At 65.6% G+C, this 17085-nt stretch carries 13 protein-coding genes and 1 pseudogene; 8 read left to right on the top strand and 6 right to left on the bottom strand.

Features of this window, described 5'->3' with window-relative positions; genetic code table 11:
* Both KBA48_RS21495 and KBA48_RS21490 read left to right on the top strand, forming a co-directional pair.
* On the top strand, positions 1-1014 hold a 1014-nt coding region (locus KBA48_RS21495; protein WP_292910216.1), incomplete at its 5' end, for an MlrC C-terminal domain-containing protein.
* On the top strand, positions 1011-2405 hold the full coding sequence (locus KBA48_RS21490) for a serine hydrolase (RefSeq protein ID WP_292910214.1): 1395 nt from the start codon (positions 1011-1013) through the stop codon (positions 2403-2405). The genes KBA48_RS21495 and KBA48_RS21490, both read left to right, overlap by 4 nt.
* Before the next feature lie 117 nt (positions 2406-2522).
* Here KBA48_RS21490 and KBA48_RS21485 read toward each other — a convergent pair whose 3' ends face one another.
* The gene (locus KBA48_RS21485; RefSeq protein ID WP_292910212.1) at positions 2523-3311 is read right to left on the bottom strand and encodes a TetR/AcrR family transcriptional regulator; all 789 of its coding nucleotides are present in this window, start codon (positions 3309-3311) and stop codon (positions 2523-2525) included.
* A gap of 204 nt (positions 3312-3515) precedes the next feature.
* Between KBA48_RS21485 and KBA48_RS21480 the strand changes: the two genes are divergently transcribed.
* From KBA48_RS21480 to KBA48_RS21460, 5 genes are read left to right on the top strand one after another with little or no spacing between them, the layout of a single operon-like run.
* Positions 3516-4007, top strand: coding sequence for a MaoC/PaaZ C-terminal domain-containing protein (locus KBA48_RS21480; protein WP_292910210.1), 492 nt, complete (start codon positions 3516-3518; stop codon positions 4005-4007).
* 32 nt (positions 4008-4039) lie between these two features.
* Complete coding sequence (locus KBA48_RS21475) at positions 4040-5338, top strand: MFS transporter (protein ID WP_292910208.1); 1299 nt, start codon at positions 4040-4042, stop codon at positions 5336-5338.
* Entirely contained in the window at positions 5335-6891 is a 1557-nt protein-coding gene (locus KBA48_RS21470) for a class I adenylate-forming enzyme family protein (RefSeq protein WP_292910206.1), read from the top strand. Before KBA48_RS21475 ends, KBA48_RS21470 begins: the two co-directional genes overlap by 4 nt.
* Before the next feature lie 58 nt (positions 6892-6949).
* Complete coding sequence (locus KBA48_RS21465) at positions 6950-9127, top strand: TonB-dependent receptor (protein WP_292910204.1); 2178 nt, start codon at positions 6950-6952, stop codon at positions 9125-9127.
* 2 nt (positions 9128-9129) lie between these two features.
* Positions 9130-9957 (top strand): M55 family metallopeptidase, encoded by an 828-nt coding sequence (locus KBA48_RS21460; RefSeq protein ID WP_292910202.1) that lies wholly within the window; start codon positions 9130-9132, stop codon positions 9955-9957.
* 291 nt (positions 9958-10248) lie between these two features.
* Here the strand turns inward: KBA48_RS21460 and KBA48_RS21455 are convergent, their stop codons facing one another.
* From KBA48_RS21455 to KBA48_RS21440, 4 genes are read right to left on the bottom strand one after another with little or no spacing between them, the layout of a single operon-like run.
* Complete coding sequence (locus KBA48_RS21455; RefSeq protein ID WP_292910200.1) at positions 10249-11040, bottom strand: phosphatase PAP2 family protein; 792 nt, start codon at positions 11038-11040, stop codon at positions 10249-10251.
* Complete coding sequence (locus KBA48_RS21450) at positions 11037-12341, bottom strand: MFS transporter (RefSeq protein WP_292910198.1); 1305 nt, start codon at positions 12339-12341, stop codon at positions 11037-11039. Before KBA48_RS21450 ends, KBA48_RS21455 begins: the two co-directional genes overlap by 4 nt.
* A gap of 10 nt (positions 12342-12351) precedes the next feature.
* The gene (locus KBA48_RS21445; protein WP_292910196.1) at positions 12352-13155 is read right to left on the bottom strand and encodes a DUF1868 domain-containing protein; all 804 of its coding nucleotides are present in this window, start codon (positions 13153-13155) and stop codon (positions 12352-12354) included.
* Positions 13156-13157: 2 nt separating this feature from the next.
* Entirely contained in the window at positions 13158-15407 is a 2250-nt protein-coding gene (locus tag KBA48_RS21440; protein WP_292910194.1) for a TonB-dependent receptor, read from the bottom strand.
* A 228-nt stretch (positions 15408-15635) separates the two neighbouring features.
* Between KBA48_RS21440 and KBA48_RS21435 the strand changes: the two genes are divergently transcribed.
* Entirely contained in the window at positions 15636-16781 is a 1146-nt protein-coding gene (locus KBA48_RS21435; RefSeq protein ID WP_292910192.1) for an ROK family transcriptional regulator, read from the top strand.
* An 89-nt stretch (positions 16782-16870) separates the two neighbouring features.
* On the opposite strand, the pseudogene KBA48_RS33060 reads toward KBA48_RS21435, so the two are convergent.
* Positions 16871-16981, bottom strand: a pseudogene (locus KBA48_RS33060) (M24 family metallopeptidase); the annotation flags it as partial.
* Positions 16982-17085 lie beyond the last annotated feature (104 nt).

Genomic DNA, 17085 nt, shown 5'->3' with positions numbered 1-17085 from the left:
GAATATCCGCACAGCGACAGCGATGCACGCGCCGTGGAGACGCTGGACCTGCTGATCGCCACGGCGGAGGGGCGCATCCGGCCCGTGATGCGGGCCTGGGACAGCGGCACCCTGGGTGTGTTCCACACCTCCCACCCACCGGTGCGGCGCTTCGTGGACCGGATGCTGGCGCTTGAACAGTCGGGCGAGGCGCTGTCAGTGTCGCTGATCCACGGCTTCCCGTGGAGCGATGCCGAAAGCAGCGGCACACGCACGCTGGTCATCACCGACGGCGATGCCACCCGCGCCGCCCATCTGGCCAGGCTGCTGGCCCATGACGCGGCCGCCCTGGCCCCGCTTGGGATGGAGCCGCCGATCGCGATGGACCGGGCCATCGATCTGGCGCTGGCGGAGACGGCCGGGCCCGTCGTGCTGGCGGAATCCCCCGACAATCCGGGCGGTGGTGCGGCGGGGGACAGCACGGCGATGCTGGAGCGGTTGATCGACCGGGGGGTGCATCATGCCTGCCTGGGCCCGCTCTGGGACCCGGGTGCGGTCGATATCGCCTTTCGTGCCGGCGTAGGCGCGCGCCTGCCGCTGCGGCTGGGCGGCAAGGCCGGTCGGCTTTCCGGGCGTCCGCTGGATGGGGAGGCGGTGATCCTGGCCCTGGATCCGGCGGCGATCCAGACGTTCGAGGGCATGGAGCTTGCCGTCGGCCGGGCAGCGGCGATCCGTTTCGAGGGCGTTGAGGTTGTTATCGTCGCCAAAGCCTGCCAGGGGCTTTCGCCCGACCTGTTCACTCGACTGGGCATTGACATCGCCAGCCGCGCCATCGTCGCGGTGAAGTCCAGCCGCCATTACGAGCATGAATTCGCGTCCATCGCGACGCGGCTGATCACGCTGGACGGCCCCGGCACCTTGCAGTTGGACCTGTCGGCCAATCCCTACCGCCATCTCAAGCGACCGCGCTGGCCGATCGATCCGGTTGGCGCCACTCCCTTCCCCGTGACCATATCGACGGAGATCAACCCATGACCCGCGCCACAACGCTTTGCGCACTTCTCGCCTGTCTGGTGCCAATGATAGCCGGCGCCGCCCCGCCGCTGGATGGTCAGGCCGATGCCATTGTGCAGAAGGCGCTGGCGGCGGGCCCCTATCCGGGTATTTCGGTGGCCATCGAACAGCACGGCAAGATCATCTATCAGCGCGGTTTCGGCTTTGCCGATATCGAACGGCGCATCCCCGTCGAACCGGATACGCGCTTTCCCGTGGGGTCGATCACCAAGACCTTCACCTGCCTGTCGGTGCTGCAATTGACGGCGGCCGGGTCGGTGGCGTTGGACAAGCCGGCCGGAACCTATCTGCCGACCCTGACCACGCCGGCGCGCGAGGTGACGGTGCGCCAGATGCTGAACCACACCTCGGGCATCCCCAACTATACCGACCTGCCCGATTTCCCCATGGCCAAACCGGTGGGGATGAGCCGCGATGACGTGGTCGGCCATTTCGCCGCCAAGCCATTGTTGTTCAAACCGGGCACGATGTTCAATTACAGCAATTCCGACACCTATCTGCTGGGCCTGATCGTGGAGAAGGTGAGCGGCAGATCCTATGCCGACTATGTGCGCGTGCAGGTGCTGGCGCCGTTCGGGATGAAGCGGTCGGATTTCGATGCCCGTGACGACGGGGCCACAGACCGGGCGCGGGGCTATGAGAATGCACCGGGCGGATTCAAGCCGACGCCGCTTTACGATTTTGAGGTGCCGTTTGCCGCCGGCGCGCTGGTCTCCACGCCCGGTGACCTGCTGCGCTATCGCCAGGGCCTGTTCGGGTCCGGGACTACGGCCAAGGTGCGTGATCTGGCCCTGACCACCGGGCCGCTGGCTGATGGCACGCCTAACCCCTATGCGCTGGGCTGCCTGGTCGATGGCAGTATGGACGGCCATCGCAAGATCACCCATGCCGGCAACATCTTCGGCTTCGCGGCAGACTTCGCCTATTATCCCGATGATGATCTGACCATCGCCATTGCCACCAACGGTCAGAACACGGCCTTCCCCCCGATCTCGATCGAACGCAAGCTGGCCCGGCTCTATCTGGGATTGCCGCCGCTGACACCCATCGATGCGCCCATGCCCGCCGAACTGGGAGCCGCGCTGGCCGGCGATTATCAGGTCGGCGCCTTCCGCATGGGATTTGAAAAACTGGGTTTCGTCTTCCAGGACGGCGTGCTGAAAGCCAGCTTCGGCGGCCTGGGCAGCGGCGCCCCCCTGCTGCCGCTGCGGCATCAGGGCAATGGACGGTTCCTGTCCGGCATGGATGACGAGGTCGCCATCGACTTCAAGCAACAGCCCGATGGGGGCGTGGAGATGGTGCTTTACTTCTATGAAGGTGCCATCCGGGCGGTGAAGGCGGCGGGACGGTAGACACCTGCCTGCTTCCCCCGTGAAGTCTCGGCTGTAAGGGTTTCCGCAATATTCACCATCACCCCGGCGCAGGCCGGGGTGATGGTGAAGAGAGGGGGAAACGGGGCGGTCAGGCCGTTACCGCCGGTCGGCCTCCAGATGCAGGTCGGCAACCGACCGGGCGGCCGGTGCCAATGTCCCCTTGATGGGCGTGCCGCCATAAAGCGAACGGTGCCAGAGCACGGCGAAGAATTCCGCGATCTGGGCATCGGTGGGCGTCGTCCGGCTGATCAGTTCCAGAAGATGGGGGTCGGGATAGACGATCAGCTTGCGCGCCATCTCATCCATCATGGCACCCAGGCAATAGGCGGCCAGCAATGCCGCATCCTCCGAAATCGTCCCGTCGGGTGTGCGCCTCGAGATCGACAGGGCAATGCGTTCGTACCAGGCGCGGTTGCTGCGATGGATCAGTTCGCGGAACCCCGGCTCCTCATCGCCCAGTTGCAGCACGCAGCGCAACAGGCCGGCATTGGCCCGGCCGATTTCCAGCCAGCGCAGGTTGGACGCGCAGATCGTCTCGAAGATGCTTGTCCCAGCCTCACGCTCTGGCAACAGATCGACGCCATGGGCCAGATAATCGCTCAGCACCTGCAACGTGATATCGGCCTTGTTCTCGAAATAGAGATAGAAGGTGGCGCTGCCGACCTCTGCCACCTCGCACAAGTCCGACACGCGCATGGCGTGATAGCCGACATCGTCCAGCACCCGGATGGCCCCCAGCTTCAGGGCTTCCTTGGTCCGCTCCCCCTTCGTGCGCTTGGGCGCGTGGGTGATCTCGTGCTGAAGATAATCCGCGTAACGCAGGATGGGGCCGTCGTCGGCCTTGGTCGCGGGCGCCGCGGCCGGCTTGGATTTCTTGTTTTTCATGCCCTGCCCCATGCCAAATGGTTCCTTGTCCGACAAACCTGATTATGGTGTCATTTTTACTAAAAAGATCGTGGAATGACAAGATCATGGCTGACATCGCAGCCGCCGCCAAGTCGATCTTGCCAAAAATCCGGCATGTCGCCGCTTGACAAAAACTGATTATGGCGTCAGGTTTTGAAAATAAGCTTTGAAGGGAGAAGACCCATGACGGCAACCGCAGACGCGGCCAAGCTCGGCGATGAACTGGTACCGGGGGAGGAGATCGGTGTTTCCGGCTGGGTGACCATCGACCAGCCGCTGATCGACCTGTTCAGCCGCGCGACCCTGGATGCCGATCCGATGCATGTCGATCCGGTCTGGGCGAAGGAGAAGGGGCCGTTCGGCCAGACCGTTTCCTTCGGGTTCCTCACCATGTCGCTGCTGACGCACCTGATGCATGACGCGGCCCGGTCCGGCTGGTCGGTGGAGCCGGATGTGCACGGCTATTACCTGAATTACGGCTTCGACCGGATGCGGCTGATCGCACCCGTGCCGGTGGGGTCGCGGGTGCGCGGCCGGTTCCGCACCCTGTCGCGCATCCTGGATGAAAAGCAGCGCCACATCGTCAAATTCGGCGTCGAGATTGAAATTGACGGGCATGATCGCCTGGCCCTGGCCGGGGAATGGCTGTCGGTCTGGGTGCCGCCCGGCGGCTGATCTCAAACAGGGGAAGGAGGGGAGCCGCCATCATGCGATTGTCCTATCCGCGTCTGGCCGGCTACGCGCTGGGCGCCTTTGGTACCGGCGTGTTTTCCACCGTACCGACCGTGCTGCTGCTGTTCTTCTGCACGGAGATCATCGGCATGCCACCGGCCCTGGCCGGCCTGGTGGTGTTCCTGCCCAAGCTGTGGGCGCTGGCCTGGGACCCGATTGTCGGCATCTGGTCCGACCGCACCTATGGCCCGCTGGGCCGGCGCCGGCCCTTCCTGCTGGCCGGCGGCATCCTGGTGTCCCTGCTGTTTCTGGCCCTGTTCGCCTGGCCCTATCCACCGGGCGAAGCGGCCTTTGCCGGGGTCGCGGCGATCTATTTCATGCTGGCCAGTGCCTATTCGCTGTTCGCCGTGCCGTTCATCGCGGTACCGGCGGAAATCAGCGCCGATCCGGCGGAACGCGAGCGGGTTACCGCCTGGCGTATCGGCTTCGGCATGATCGGCACGCTGATCGGGGCCGGCATCGCGCCGATGCTGGTGCATGCCTTCGGTGGCGGCCGGGCCGGCTATGCGTCGATGGCGCTGGCGGTGGCCGCGATCTGTTCGGTCGGCATGCTGTCGGCCTTCTTCTCCACGCCCACAACCACCGGGGTGCCGGCATCATCCCCTGCCCCGCTGCGCCGATCGCTTCAGGTCCTGCTGGCCGACCGGGCGTTCCGGCGGCTGACCGCCGCCTATATCCTGCAATTGACCGGGATGGGTGTCATCTCCGCCATCACGCCTTACTGGATCGTGCAGGTCGCGGGCCGGGGGGAGGATGGGGTGGGCGCGGCCCTGGGGCTGATGCTGATCGTCACGGTCCTGTCCACCCCGTTCTGGGCCTGGGCCATCCGCCGGTTCGGGGCCGGCAATGCCATCGCGGCCGCCGCCTTCTTGTGTGGGGCCGGCACGCTGGGCTTCCTGCTGGTGCCGGCGGGATCGATGGCGGGCGGGCTGCTGCTCTATGCGTTGATCGGCCTGCCCTTTGCCGGCATCCAGGTCGGGCCCTTCGCGCTGGCCGCCCACCTGACGCATGAAGCGGCAAAGGCCAGCGGCAACCGGGATGAAGGGCTGTTCACCGGCGCCTGGACGGCCAGCGAAAAGCTGGGCTTGGCGCTGGGCCCCGGTGTCGTCGGGCTGGGCCTGTCCCTGGTCGGCTTTCATTCCGGGGCACCGGTGCAATCCCCCGACGCGGTCCAGGGCATCACCTGGCTGCTGGCGATCCTGCCAACCCTGTTCCTGTGGGCCAGCCTCTTGCTGTGCCACCCCAACCGGCAATCCAAGGAGGCTCTGGCATGAGCCCGGAAAGTGTGGATGACCTGATCCGCGCCGTCGCCACGCATGATCCAGCGGCAGAGGCCCTGGTGCTGGGCAACCGACGCTGGAGCTACGGTGAACTGGTGCGGGACGTCGATGCCCTGGCCCGCGCCCTGCTGGCGGTCGGCGTAGGTCCTGGCGACCGCGTCGCCACGCTGTGTACGCCGCATCCCGATTTCGTCGTCGCCTTCCTGGCCACCGCCTCCATCGGCGCCATCTGGGTCGGGCTCAACCCCCGTTACCGGCGGGGGGAGCTGGATTATGTCCTGAACGATGCCGAACCCAGACTGCTGCTGGCCCGCACCCGGATCGACGATCGTGATTATGGCGACGATCTGGTGGCGCTGACCAGCGGCCGGCCCGGTCTGGAACTGACGGCGGTGCTGAACGGCGATCCGCTGTTCGCCGGCACCATCGGCTATGCCGACCTGATCGCACGGGGGGCAGCCATCAGCGACGCGGATCTGGCCGCAGCCCGTGCCGCCACCGGCGGGCGCGACGCCTGCATGATCGTCTACACATCCGGATCGACGGGCAAGCCCAAGGGCGCCTTGCTGTGCCACCAGGGCATCTGCGAGTTCAGCCGGGCGCAGAACCGGCTCTGGCCCGTCTCCCACGCCCGCATCCTGAACTATTTCCCCATCAACCATATCGGCAGTGTCATCGACGTGACCTGCCCGGTGCTGGCGGCTGGCGGGGCCGTGATCTTCCTGGAGCATTTCGAAGCGCGCGAAGCCTTGCGGCTGGCGGCGGAGGAGAAATGCACCCTGTGGGGCAGCGTGCCCAGCGTGCTTCAGATGCAACTGGCCCTGCCCGACTTCCACACCTACGACCTGTCCTGCGTGCAGTTGATCCTGTGGGAGGGGGCGGCAATTCCCGCCGATGTGCTGGACCGGCTGATGGCGCTGGGGGCGCCACTGGCCACCAATTACGGCATGACCGAAGCCACCAGCGCCATCACCGCCCTGCCCCCCACCCGCGACCGGGAAGTACTGCTGAACTCCGTCGGCCCCGCCTTTCCCGGCGTGGAGGTCCGGCTGGTCAAGGCCGACGGCAGCGACGCCGCAACCGGGGAGGAAGGCGAGGTCTGGGCACGGTCGGGCTGGAACATGCTGGGCTATTGGCGCCGGCCCGACGCCACCGCCCAGGCGGTCACGCCCGATGGCTGGCTGCGCACCGGCGACACCGCGATCCGCCGGCCCGACGGACGCTACCGCATCGTGGGCCGGATCAAGGAGATGTACAAATCCGGCGGCTACAACGTCTATCCGCGTGAGGTGGAGGATGTGCTGGAAACGCACCCTTGCGTCTCCCTGGCGGCCGTTGTGGGCGTCGCCGATCCGCTCTGGGGGGAAAGCGGCGTGGCCTATGTCATGGCCCACGCGCCGGTCGATGCCGCAGCTTTGGACACGCATTGCCGCGCCTGGCTGGCCAACTACAAGGCGCCCAAGCGCATCGTCCTGCGCGACACGCTGCCGTTGCTGCCCAACGGCAAGGTGGACAAGCTGGCGCTGAAGGCCGACGCGCAAGGGTAGAACTTGCGCCAATTTATAACGCTGACGTCACATACATAAACAAACGGGGGTCTTCACAATGGTACGGATGACACTGGCCCGGCTGGCGGGCACCACGGGGATCGCGCTCACGCTGGCCATGCCGGCCCTGGCACAGGAGGCGGCAAAGGACACAAGCGGCGAGATCGTCACGCTGGAGGAGATCATCGTGACGGCCCAGCGCCGCCCGACCAGCGCCCAGGACACGCCCATCTCGCTGACCGCGATCAGCGGGTCGACGCTGGCCGACAGCGGCGTGAAGCGGGTGGAAGACATCGCCAACATGCTGCCCAACGTCTATATCGACAGTCGCAACCTGCGCGGCCAGAACATCGCCATCCGCGGCATCAGTGCCGATCTGAACAATCCCGGCCTGGACCAGGGTGTCGGCATCTTTATCGACGGCGTCTATATGGGCCGCGCCACCGCCACCAATCAGAACCTGTTCGACCTGGAGCGGATCGAGGTGCTGCGCGGACCGCAAGGCACGCTCTATGGCAAGAACGCCATCGCGGGCGCCATCAACTATGTCACCCGCCTGCCGGGTGACGAGGCCTATGCCGAGGGCACTATCGGCTATGGCAATTTCGACAGCGTTACCGGCAGCCTGCTGCTGAGCGGGCCGCTGGTGGATGACAAGCTGTCGGCCAGCATCGGCGGGTCCATCGACCAGCAGCAGGGCCTGATCTTCAACAGCCTGACCGGCAAGCATATCGACAATCGCAACGGCCAGAATGCCCGTGCGGTCATCCGGGCGCGGCCCACCGACGATCTGGACATCATCCTGCGCGGCGATATTTCCCGCGACCGCACCCGCTCCGGCGCCATTGAGGTGACCAATGACGGCGCCATGACCGGCACCCCACTGGACCAGACTGACCCGTCCACCCGCGTCGTCGCCCAGAACCGCGACCCGCAGAGCGACCGCGACGCCGGTGGTGTTTCGGCCGAGATCAATCTGACGACGGCAGCGGGCACGCTGACCTCGCTGTCCGCCTGGCGCTATTCCGACTGGTACAATCTGGGCGAAAACGACTACACGCCGCTGGACATCCTGGCTTCCGGCATCCGCGAGGATCAGAAACAGCTCTCCCAGGAACTGCGCTTTGCCTCTTCCGGATCCGGCCGGTTCGACTATGTGCTGGGCCTTTATTATTTCCATCAGGATCTGGATACCCAGGCCCGATCGATCGCCGGCCCCGACCTGGGCGTCTATCCCTATGAGGTGGATGGCAGCATCTTCGCCGATGTCGTCACCAACAGCTATGCCGCCTTCTCGCACGGCACCTACCGGCTGACCGATCAGGTCAGCCTGTCCGGCGGCCTGCGCTTCACCAAGGAAGACAAGAGTGTCAAGCACCGCCAGCAGGGCGATCCGCTGCAACTGCTGCTGCCCAACATCCCTCTGCGCGAAATCTCCCGCTCGGAAACCAATGTCTCGCCCAGCGTCAGCCTGAACTACAAGCCGGAAGACAATCTGTTCTTCTACCTGACCTTCTCCCAGGGCTACAAATCCGGCGGGTTCAATGTCTTTTCCATCTCGCCCACCGACAATGCCGAGTATGAACCCGAGCATGTGAATAATTACGAAGCCGGTGTGAAGACCACTTTCCTGGACCGCCGGCTGCAGATCGATGCGTCCGTCTACCATCTCGACTATCGCCGCCTGCAGGCCAGCCAGTTGCTGCTGATCAACAATCTGGCGGTGTTCCAGACCTCCAACGCCGCCCGCGCCCGCAGCCGGGGGGCGGAGATCAGCCTGGCGGCACGGCCGGTGCGCGAACTGACCCTGTCGGCCACCTATGGCTATGTCGATGCCACCTTCCCCGAATATCCCAACGCCACCAGCACCGGGGCCGACTATAGCGGCAACCGCCTGCCCCGCGCGCCGCGCCACAATGCCAGTGCCGCCGCCCAGTATGAGATGCCGGTGGGTGGTGACCTGGAACTGTTCGCGCGGGCCGAACTGTCGCACCGGTCGAAGATCTTCTTCGCCGCCGACAATATCCACGGGCAGGACGCGGTCACCCTGCTGAATGCCCGTATCGGTATCCAGGAATATTCCACGGGGAACTGGGGCGTCTATCTCTGGGGCCGCAACCTGACCAATGTCGATTACGCGATCTACAGGGAGGCCGGCGCCATCATTCCTGGCCAGGTGATCCAGTCGATCGCGGCGCCACGCACCTATGGCATCGAATTGCGGGGGCGGTTCTGACCATGGCGCGCATCTTCATCTGCGCAGATATCGAAGGGGTGGCCGGGGTCGTCTCACGCGAGGAAACCCTGATCACCGGATCGGACTGGCAACGCGCACGCGAACGGATGACGATGGAGGTTCTGGCGGCCATCGACGGTGCGCGCACCGCCGGTGCCACCGGGTTTGTGATTGCGGATTCCCATGGGACCGCGACCAACATCATTCCGGAAATGCTGCCCGGTGATGCCGAGCTGGTCCGTGGGACCCCTCGACCGTTGATGATGATGGAAGGGGTCGATCACGGCCCCTTCGCCTGCGCCTTCCTGCTGGGGCAGCATGCCGGTATCGGCCGGTTGCGCGGCGGGCTGGCGCACAGTTTCTCCAGCAGGCTGATCTCTGCCCTGCGCGTCAATGGTCGCGACCTGCCGGAAAGCGCACTGAATGCCGCCATCGCCGGACAGTACGGCACGCCGGTCACGTTGGTAACGGGCGACGATGCCTGTATCGCTGAGGCCATCGAATGGTTGGGGCCGGTCGAAACCGTCACCACCAAACGCAGCATCGGCTATTTCGCGGCCAGCGGCCGGCCGCCGGCCTGCATTCAGGACGAAATCCGCGCCACAGCCAAACGGGCCGTGGCACGGGCCGGAGAGGTAGCACCCTTTGTTCTGTCTGGCCCGCTCATGGTCGACCTGACCCTGAAATGGCCAGTCATGGCCGAAATTCTGGCCTATCTGCCAATGTTCGAGCGGACGGAAGCCTTGTCCGTTCGTTTTGAGGCTGACAATGCCACGGTCCTGGCAAGACAGCTCCAGTTCCTGCTGACCGTGCTTCCTAGCCTCACCTGAATGATAAAGGCCGTAGGCAGCGGGCGGGATGATACTAATCTGCCGAGGGTTTGACCCTTGGCAGATTGGAGGCCGGCGACTGCCGGCCCGGCACCGCGTGGTGCCGTAAGCCAAGCCGCCGGATGGCGGCGCCCGGCGTCTGAGGAACACGCAATCTTCCTGGATCGGTCACGATCAAGGAAGATTGGTATGAGATATCCAGCCCGCGCCTTTCCTCCAGTCCCGCCAGATGTGTCAGTCTGACGGCCAAGGCGGCAATCCTTCTTGTCGAGCAGCCCTCGTCCCCCGTCATCACTGCAATGGCGACACCGACAAGGCCTCTGCCTCCGCACGGCATCGTTCCGCCGCCGGTGCCGGCGAGTTCCGCAGTGCCGCCAGTTCAGCCCGCGCCGCCGCCACATCCTCCTGGAAGGCCGGTGACGTCCGCATCCGGGTCAATGACAGTGTGGCCGACAGGCGGCCCGCCTCCACGGCGCTGGCATTATGAACGCCGCAGACGACACGGCTCTCCCCATAGGCGCGGCCGCGCGCCAGGATGGCGGTCGCCCGGTCGGGCAGCAATTCGGCCAGCAGCATCGCCCAGGTCCAGCCCAGCGTCGTATGTCCCGACGGATAATCGAAACTGTTGGTCACCTCCGGTGCCGGCTGGCAGATGGGCCCCTGGTCGATGAGGAAGGGGCGCAGCCGCTGGAAATGCCGCTTGGCGATATTGTTGGGTCGGGCCGTGTCCTGGGCCGCCGTTACCAGCAGCCGGGTCGTCACCGGCACCAGCGCGGGCGTCAACTCGATGCCGGCGGCGCAGGCGTAATTGCGCAGCATGTCGGCCGGCGCCTCGCTGACATCGTTCTTCGCCCATTGCCAGCGCGGGGTGTCGGCCAGCACCCGCGTGGCGCGGAAGATGGCACGATCCGCTTCGTACCGCGCATCCCCGCTGCGGGGCGCGGGCGGCAGGATGGCCAGCAGATCAATGGCGTCCTGCGCCAGATAGGAGAGTGTCGGCATTGTCTCCGCCTGGATCCGCAGACCGGGTGCGAGAGCGAGACAGGCGAGAAAGGCCGCAAGCGCGGGACGATGTCGCTTCATGGGAACTCCTTTGCTGAAGGACCGTGGCGGGCGACCCGCCATAGCATGCCGGCGGCAACCAGGGTGCCTCCAGCGACCAGAAGACAAACAAAAATAAGCTGATCCGGTGTCATGGTGCCCTGTGGCCCGGAACCCGGAACCTGGACATCCAGGCTGAGCCCCAGCAGCAGACCCCCGAACCCGGCAGCCAGTTTCGACACCATGGTGAACAGGCCGACCATGGCATGGGCGCGCCACCACCCCTCATGCGCCGCGCGCACCACCTGCGCCAGTTCCACCCAGGACAGAATCGTCGGCACCGTCAGGCACACACCCAGAAGGATCAGCCCCAGGGGCCACGCACCGCCGCCACCGGCCAGCAGGGGCAGGCCGAGACAGGCCGGGGCGGCCAGCAGATAGGAGAATGCCAGCGCCCGCGTCGTGCCCAACCTGTCGATCAGCGGCCGGGCGCACCAGGCCGCCGCAAAACGGCCGGCCATCAACAGCGGCATGGCCAGCGCGGCCATGCCTGTGCCCGACCATTGCAAATGCGGCACCGCCTTGCCCACCAGACCCAGGCCGACCGCGCCGATGACCGTGACCAGACAAAGGCCGGCAAGACCGGGCGCTCCCGGCATGGCGGACCCGGAGCCGGCCGGGGCGGATGTCGCGGGCAGTTTTTCCACCACCCGCACCAGACCCAGGCACGGCACCATGCAGACCAAGGCGACCAGCGCCGTCAGGATCAGGACGAGTTGCGTCAGCAACCAGGACGTCGTGGCATCGGCAAAGGGTGCCGCCGCCAGTCCCGCCGCCACGGAAGCCAGCCCATGTGCGATGGTGCGCAAACCGGCCAGTTCCGCCTGTGCCCGCGGGGTTTCGGCCAGCCGCGTCATCATGGCGTTGTGCGGGACGTCATAGAGCGAGAAGCAGGTCCGGAACAGCACCCCCGCCCCGACGACCAGCGGCCAGGACGTGCCGGGCGGGACCAGCAGCCCCGCCAGGAAGAACAGGCAGGCCCCCGGTGCAGCCACCGCCATGGCCGGCACCAGCGATGCTCCCCGCCGCAACCGCCGGTCCATCCAGCCCCCGACCAGCGGATCGGCCACGGCATTCCAGACCAGCCCGGCCAGAAAGACGGCCCCCGCCGTCACCGGGCTCATGCCGGCATGGCGGATCAGCACCAGGATGGTCAGGACATCGGCCAGGGTCCAGAGCAGGCTCTTGCCCAGATGCGCCAGCGCATAGACCCTGAAGGAAGGAAGCCGGATTCCCGCCGGTACCTGCATTGCCGTCGCCTCCCCCGGAACCGGGACCGTCACCGAACGAACCCTATGTCAGGTAGCGGATCCGGTTGAAGGCGAACATATCCTTGAAGGTACAGAATTCCGGCGCGTCCAGCAGAATGACCGGAGCGGCCTTTGCCACCATCGCCATCCATTCACCCATGGCCTGCCGCACGGCCTGTACCTGCGTCGCGGACAATTCCCACAACACATAGGCCAGCGAGATGTGGAAGCGGTATTCGTCATGGCGAGGCGACCGGATGCCGGTCGCCACCGACAGCCGGTCACGCAGGCGCCGCAGCCTGGCATTCTCGGCATCATCGACGGGCAGCAAGGGAATGGTCAGGGCGTTCCCGGCGATGCCCGTCCCTTCCGTATCGACCCGCATGCGGATGGGCATGGGTGTGTCCAGCGCAAAGCCCTCCAGGCGCCGCCCAACCTCGCGGTGACAATCCTCGATCGAACTGTCCAGTGCCAGTCCGGGCGGCCACAGGCCCGCCGTCCGCGCCGTCTCGTTGGCCCCATCGAACAGGGTCATGTGATAGCTGGACGGTGGCAGGGCCGTGATATTGGCGGCAAACGGCCGGGCCGGCAGGTCGCGATAGATATCCAGCAGGGCGTTGAAACAGGCGGCATGCTCCCCCTGCTGTGGGATATGGCAGACGATGGTGTTGCCGTGGAAGGGGCCGACCCGGCCATCGGCCTGGAACTTGCGCCCCACCTCCGTGGTGGGCCGTCCCCTGCCCTCACTGGCCCCGGCCATGGACGGCACCATCACGCCGGCACCGGCCGCCACCCCAAGCGCCATGAGGTGCCGGCGCCCCAGCATGATTTCCTGTCTCTCACCCATGCTCAGAATTCCTGACGGATATTGGCGCCGAAATAACGGCGGTCGTCACGCGGGACGAAGCGCACCACGCCGCTGCCGAACGTGTTCAACTGCGTGGAATAATGCGTGTCGGCGATGTTGCGGGCCAGCAGGGTCACACGAAGCCCCTCGCCGCTTTCAAAACCGATGCTGGCATTCCACAGGCCAAAGGCCGGCTGGACCGTGTCCGGTGTCTGGTTGATGGAATATTGCACCTTCGATTGCCAGCTATAGTTCGTGGCCAGATCCACGGTCCAGCCGCCATCCAGCGGGACCGTGTAATTGGCACGCAGGTCCGTCTTCCAGTCGGGGGAGAAGGGCAAGGGCCGGCCATTGACCTGACAGGAGGCCGCCGTGCCGGCCGGACAGGTGAACTGGTCGATCCGCGCCTCGATCCGGGCGGCGACGGCAGCCAGGGTCAGGTTCGCGATGGGCCGCGCCGACACATCCGCCTCGATACCACGGGTCGAGACGCGGCCGGCATTGATCAGCCTTGTGACGGGCGAGCCGTTATAGGTGTCGAAGAAATTGACCTGATAATCCTTGAAGCGGCTGAGGAAGGCCGCAAGATTGACCTGCAACCGCCCCTCCATAAACCGCGATTTCAACCCCGCTTCATAGGCGTTCGACGTCTCCCCCTTCAGCGCCCCGGCATCCTGGGGCAGCATGCTGAAGGCGATGTTATAGGCGGGCCCCTTATAGCCGCGCGACCAGGTGGCATAGGTCATGGCCGTGTCCGACAGGTCATATTGCAGGCCCAGGCGGTTGGCATAGTCGGTGGGCTTGGTGGAACCGCTGCTGCTGAAGCCAACCTGAATGCCGGGCACCGGCACGGGCGAGGTGGAGACGCGCCGGAAATCATAGCGCAGATCGTCCTTGACCAGCCGGAAGCCGGCGATGGCCCGGACATCGTCCGCCATGTTCACCGTCGCCTCACCAAAGACGGAATAATTGTCGTTGGTCACGCCATAATCGGCAACGCCGGTATGGACCGTGCTGCCGGTGGCCGACACGACAGTAGTGTCGCGGCGATACCGTTCCTCATTCTCCGCCCGCATGTAATAGAGGCCGACGATGTAATCGACCAGATTGCCCTTGGACGAGGCCAGCCGGATTTCCTGGGAATATTGATCAAAACGCAGGTCGCCCCGGTCATGCTGCTGCGGCAGGCCGGCCAGGGCGCGCGGCAGCCGGTCCTGGTCCTGAAACTGCGTATTCTCCCACCGCCGCCAGGCGCTGATGGCGGTCAGGTCATGGTCGCCGATGCGCCAGTCGATCTGGGCGGACAGGCCGCCATTATCGTCGCGCACCCTTGTGTCATAGTTGCTGTTGATCTGCCGATTATCGGCGCTGGCGACCACCGGTCCCAGGGCGGCGGCGAAGGCCGGGAAGTTGGTGACATTGTTGGTCGGATAGGCTGTCAGGAAGGTGCGCGTCACCACGCCCTGCGGCGGCGTCGCCGTGGCATGCATATAGTCGGCGATCAGCATCACCCGCAGATCGTCGGTCGGCAGCAGTTCCAGCTTGGCCCGCGCACCCGCCCGCTCATAGCCATTGACGGTGCGCCCGTTGAAGACGTTGGTGACATTGCCGTCATACCGGCCCCACAGCGCCGTCAGCGATGCCCGTGCCTTGTCGGGCGACAGGGCGCCGGAGACGCCAGCCCGCAGCCGCCGTTCATTCCCGCCACCGAACCAGCCGGCATCGACATAGGCCTTGAAATCCTCCGTCGGGGCGCGCCCGACAATATTGACGACGCCGCCCGAGGCGTTCTTGCCGAACAGCGTACCCTGCGGCCCGCGCAGCACCTCGATCCGTTCGATATCCAGCAGGTCCAGCGTGGCCTGCCCCTGGCGGGCCAGCACGACGCCGTCGATGACGGTGGAGATGGTCGGCTCCACCCCCGGCGAGGTAGACACGGTGCCCAGGCCGCGGATGAACAGCGCCTGATCCTTGTTCGATGCCGCCGTGCGGAAGTTCAAGGTGGGGATGATGTTGGCGATGTCGCGGATATTGTTCAGGTTGTTGCGCTGGACATAGTCGCCGTCCACCACGCTGACCGCCACCGGCACGGTTTGCAGCGATTCCGCCCGGCGGGTGGCGGTGACGATGATCTCCTCCAGCGTGAACACTTCCGGCTCGGGTGCCGTCTGCGCCGAAGCGGCGCCCGGCGCCAGGAAGGCGATGGCGGCGCTGGCCAGCATGGCGCGACGCGAATTGTTCAGGACAATCATGGGGGCTCCCTTCCCTCTGGTCAGCATGGTCCGGGAGCCGACGCACGCCAACACCGTAAATTTAACTTACGGCATGTGCATTACTGGCTCCAAACGGCCTTCTGTCGAATTATTTACACTTGTTGTATGTATCTTTTATGACGAGCTGGCAAGCGCTATTTTAGGCACCCAATCGCGGCCGCGGTCCCGGCAGGGGCGGAAGCGGACGGTGGCGGAGCGGAAATACCCATGGATTCCTTGAAGAAAACTGACCTTCCCGCACTCACCCACGCGGCGCTGACCCAAAGCGAGCGCCGGATCCTGGATCTGCTTTTCCGGGGCGGTCCGGCGACACAGGCCCGGATCGCCGAGACAACAGACCTCACCCAGCAGTCGATCTCACGCATCATAGGTGGATTGATCGATGATGGGCTGGTGCGTACCGGCGACAAGGTCCAGTCGGGCCGGCGGGGCTATCCCAGCGCCGCGCTGGAGCTGACGCCGGAATTTGCCTTCTCCTTCGGCGTGTCGATCATGACCGACGCGGCTTCCGTCACTTTGGTGGATTTCACCGGCACCATCCGGGGCGAATGCCGTCAGGGTTTCCTGTCGCTGCCGGTGGAGCGCGCCATCGACTGGCTGGACGGGGCCATGGCGGGGTTGCTGCCCCTGACCGGCGGCCGACCGCTGGCCGGCATCGGTATCGGCGTTCCCGGTTCCTTCGTCGGTGAGGGATCGGGCTTCAACACGCCGCACAGCCTGGAGGAATGGGCCAATATCGATATTGCCGGCCTGTTCCAGGAACGGTTCGGCCTGCCCACCATCGCCGATAATGACGGCAATGTCGCGGCCCTGGGCGAAAGCCTGGTCGGTGTCGGCCGCTGGGCCCGCAGCTTCGCCTATCTCTATATCGCGTCGGGCGTCGGCGGCGGTGTGGTCCTGGACGGGGAGGTCTGGCGTGGCCGGCATGGCAATGCGGGGGAATTCGCGGGCGGCCTTCCCGCCAACATCTATCCGTTCCCCAACCTGGAACTGTTGCGCCAGCTTGTGGCGCGCCAGGGGCGGAGCTTCGACACGGTGGACCAGTTGATTGACGGGTTCGACCCGGCCTGGCCCGCCATTGATGACTGGGTCGCACGTGTCCGTGACAGCCTGTCGATCATCGCCTCCAACGCCACCGCCATCCTGGACCTGGACGCTGTGGTCCTGGGCGGACGGATACCGCGCCCGCTGGCCGAACGCGTGATCCCCGCCATTGAGCTTTATGACCAGAAGCGCCGGTCACAGAAGCGGCCGACGGCCCGGATCGTCCCGGCCGAGGCGCCGGGCAACGCCGCCGCCATCGGCGCCGCCATGCTGCCGCTGAAGCAGCGCTTCTTCAAAGCACAGGTGTAGCGGTTCAGCCTCCACCGGCAGCCAATGTCAGACTGCCGCCGTTGCCTGCTCCAGCCAGGCGAGATCCCCGCCGGAGACCAGCGGGGTCGGTCCAGATACTGCCCGCCGCTATCCAGCAGGAAGACGCTGTTATTCTCGATACGGCGGTTGGTGGCTGGGGTCGCGCGGTAATGCACGATGGCGCCGTTGGGGCCGGCCCCGCGGCGGCCCCCTGGCGGGCCTTGTGCAGCGTTGCCCACCGTCAGCTCAGGTTTGTGGAAAAGACGTGGGTGATCAAACTCCAGCCCGGTCCTTGCGACCAGCG

Source organism: Niveispirillum sp. (assembly GCF_017996735.1).
Lineage (GTDB): Bacteria > Pseudomonadota > Alphaproteobacteria > Azospirillales > Azospirillaceae > Niveispirillum.
This window is presented reverse-complemented; position numbering and strand designations above follow the sequence as displayed.

Excerpts from the sequence above, each read along its gene's own strand:
- KBA48_RS21480 (WP_292910210.1), top strand. The coding sequence starts at position 3,516 with ATGACGGCAACCGCAGACGCGGCCAAGCTCGGCGATGAACTGGTACCG.
- KBA48_RS21460 (WP_292910202.1), top strand. The coding sequence starts at position 9,130 with ATGGCGCGCATCTTCATCTGCGCAGATATCGAAGGGGTGGCCGGGGTC.
- KBA48_RS21445 (WP_292910196.1), bottom strand. The coding sequence starts at position 13,155 with ATGGGTGAGAGACAGGAAATCATGCTGGGGCGCCGGCACCTCATGGCG.
- KBA48_RS21470 (WP_292910206.1), top strand. The coding sequence starts at position 5,335 with ATGAGCCCGGAAAGTGTGGATGACCTGATCCGCGCCGTCGCCACGCAT.
- KBA48_RS21435 (WP_292910192.1), top strand. The coding sequence starts at position 15,636 with ATGGATTCCTTGAAGAAAACTGACCTTCCCGCACTCACCCACGCGGCG.
- KBA48_RS21455 (WP_292910200.1), bottom strand. The coding sequence starts at position 11,040 with ATGAAGCGACATCGTCCCGCGCTTGCGGCCTTTCTCGCCTGTCTCGCT.
- KBA48_RS21490 (WP_292910214.1), top strand. The coding sequence starts at position 1,011 with ATGACCCGCGCCACAACGCTTTGCGCACTTCTCGCCTGTCTGGTGCCA.
- KBA48_RS21440 (WP_292910194.1), bottom strand. The coding sequence starts at position 15,407 with ATGATTGTCCTGAACAATTCGCGTCGCGCCATGCTGGCCAGCGCCGCC.
- KBA48_RS21465 (WP_292910204.1), top strand. The coding sequence starts at position 6,950 with ATGGTACGGATGACACTGGCCCGGCTGGCGGGCACCACGGGGATCGCG.
- KBA48_RS21485 (WP_292910212.1), bottom strand. The coding sequence starts at position 3,311 with ATGAAAAACAAGAAATCCAAGCCGGCCGCGGCGCCCGCGACCAAGGCC.
- KBA48_RS21475 (WP_292910208.1), top strand. The coding sequence starts at position 4,040 with ATGCGATTGTCCTATCCGCGTCTGGCCGGCTACGCGCTGGGCGCCTTT.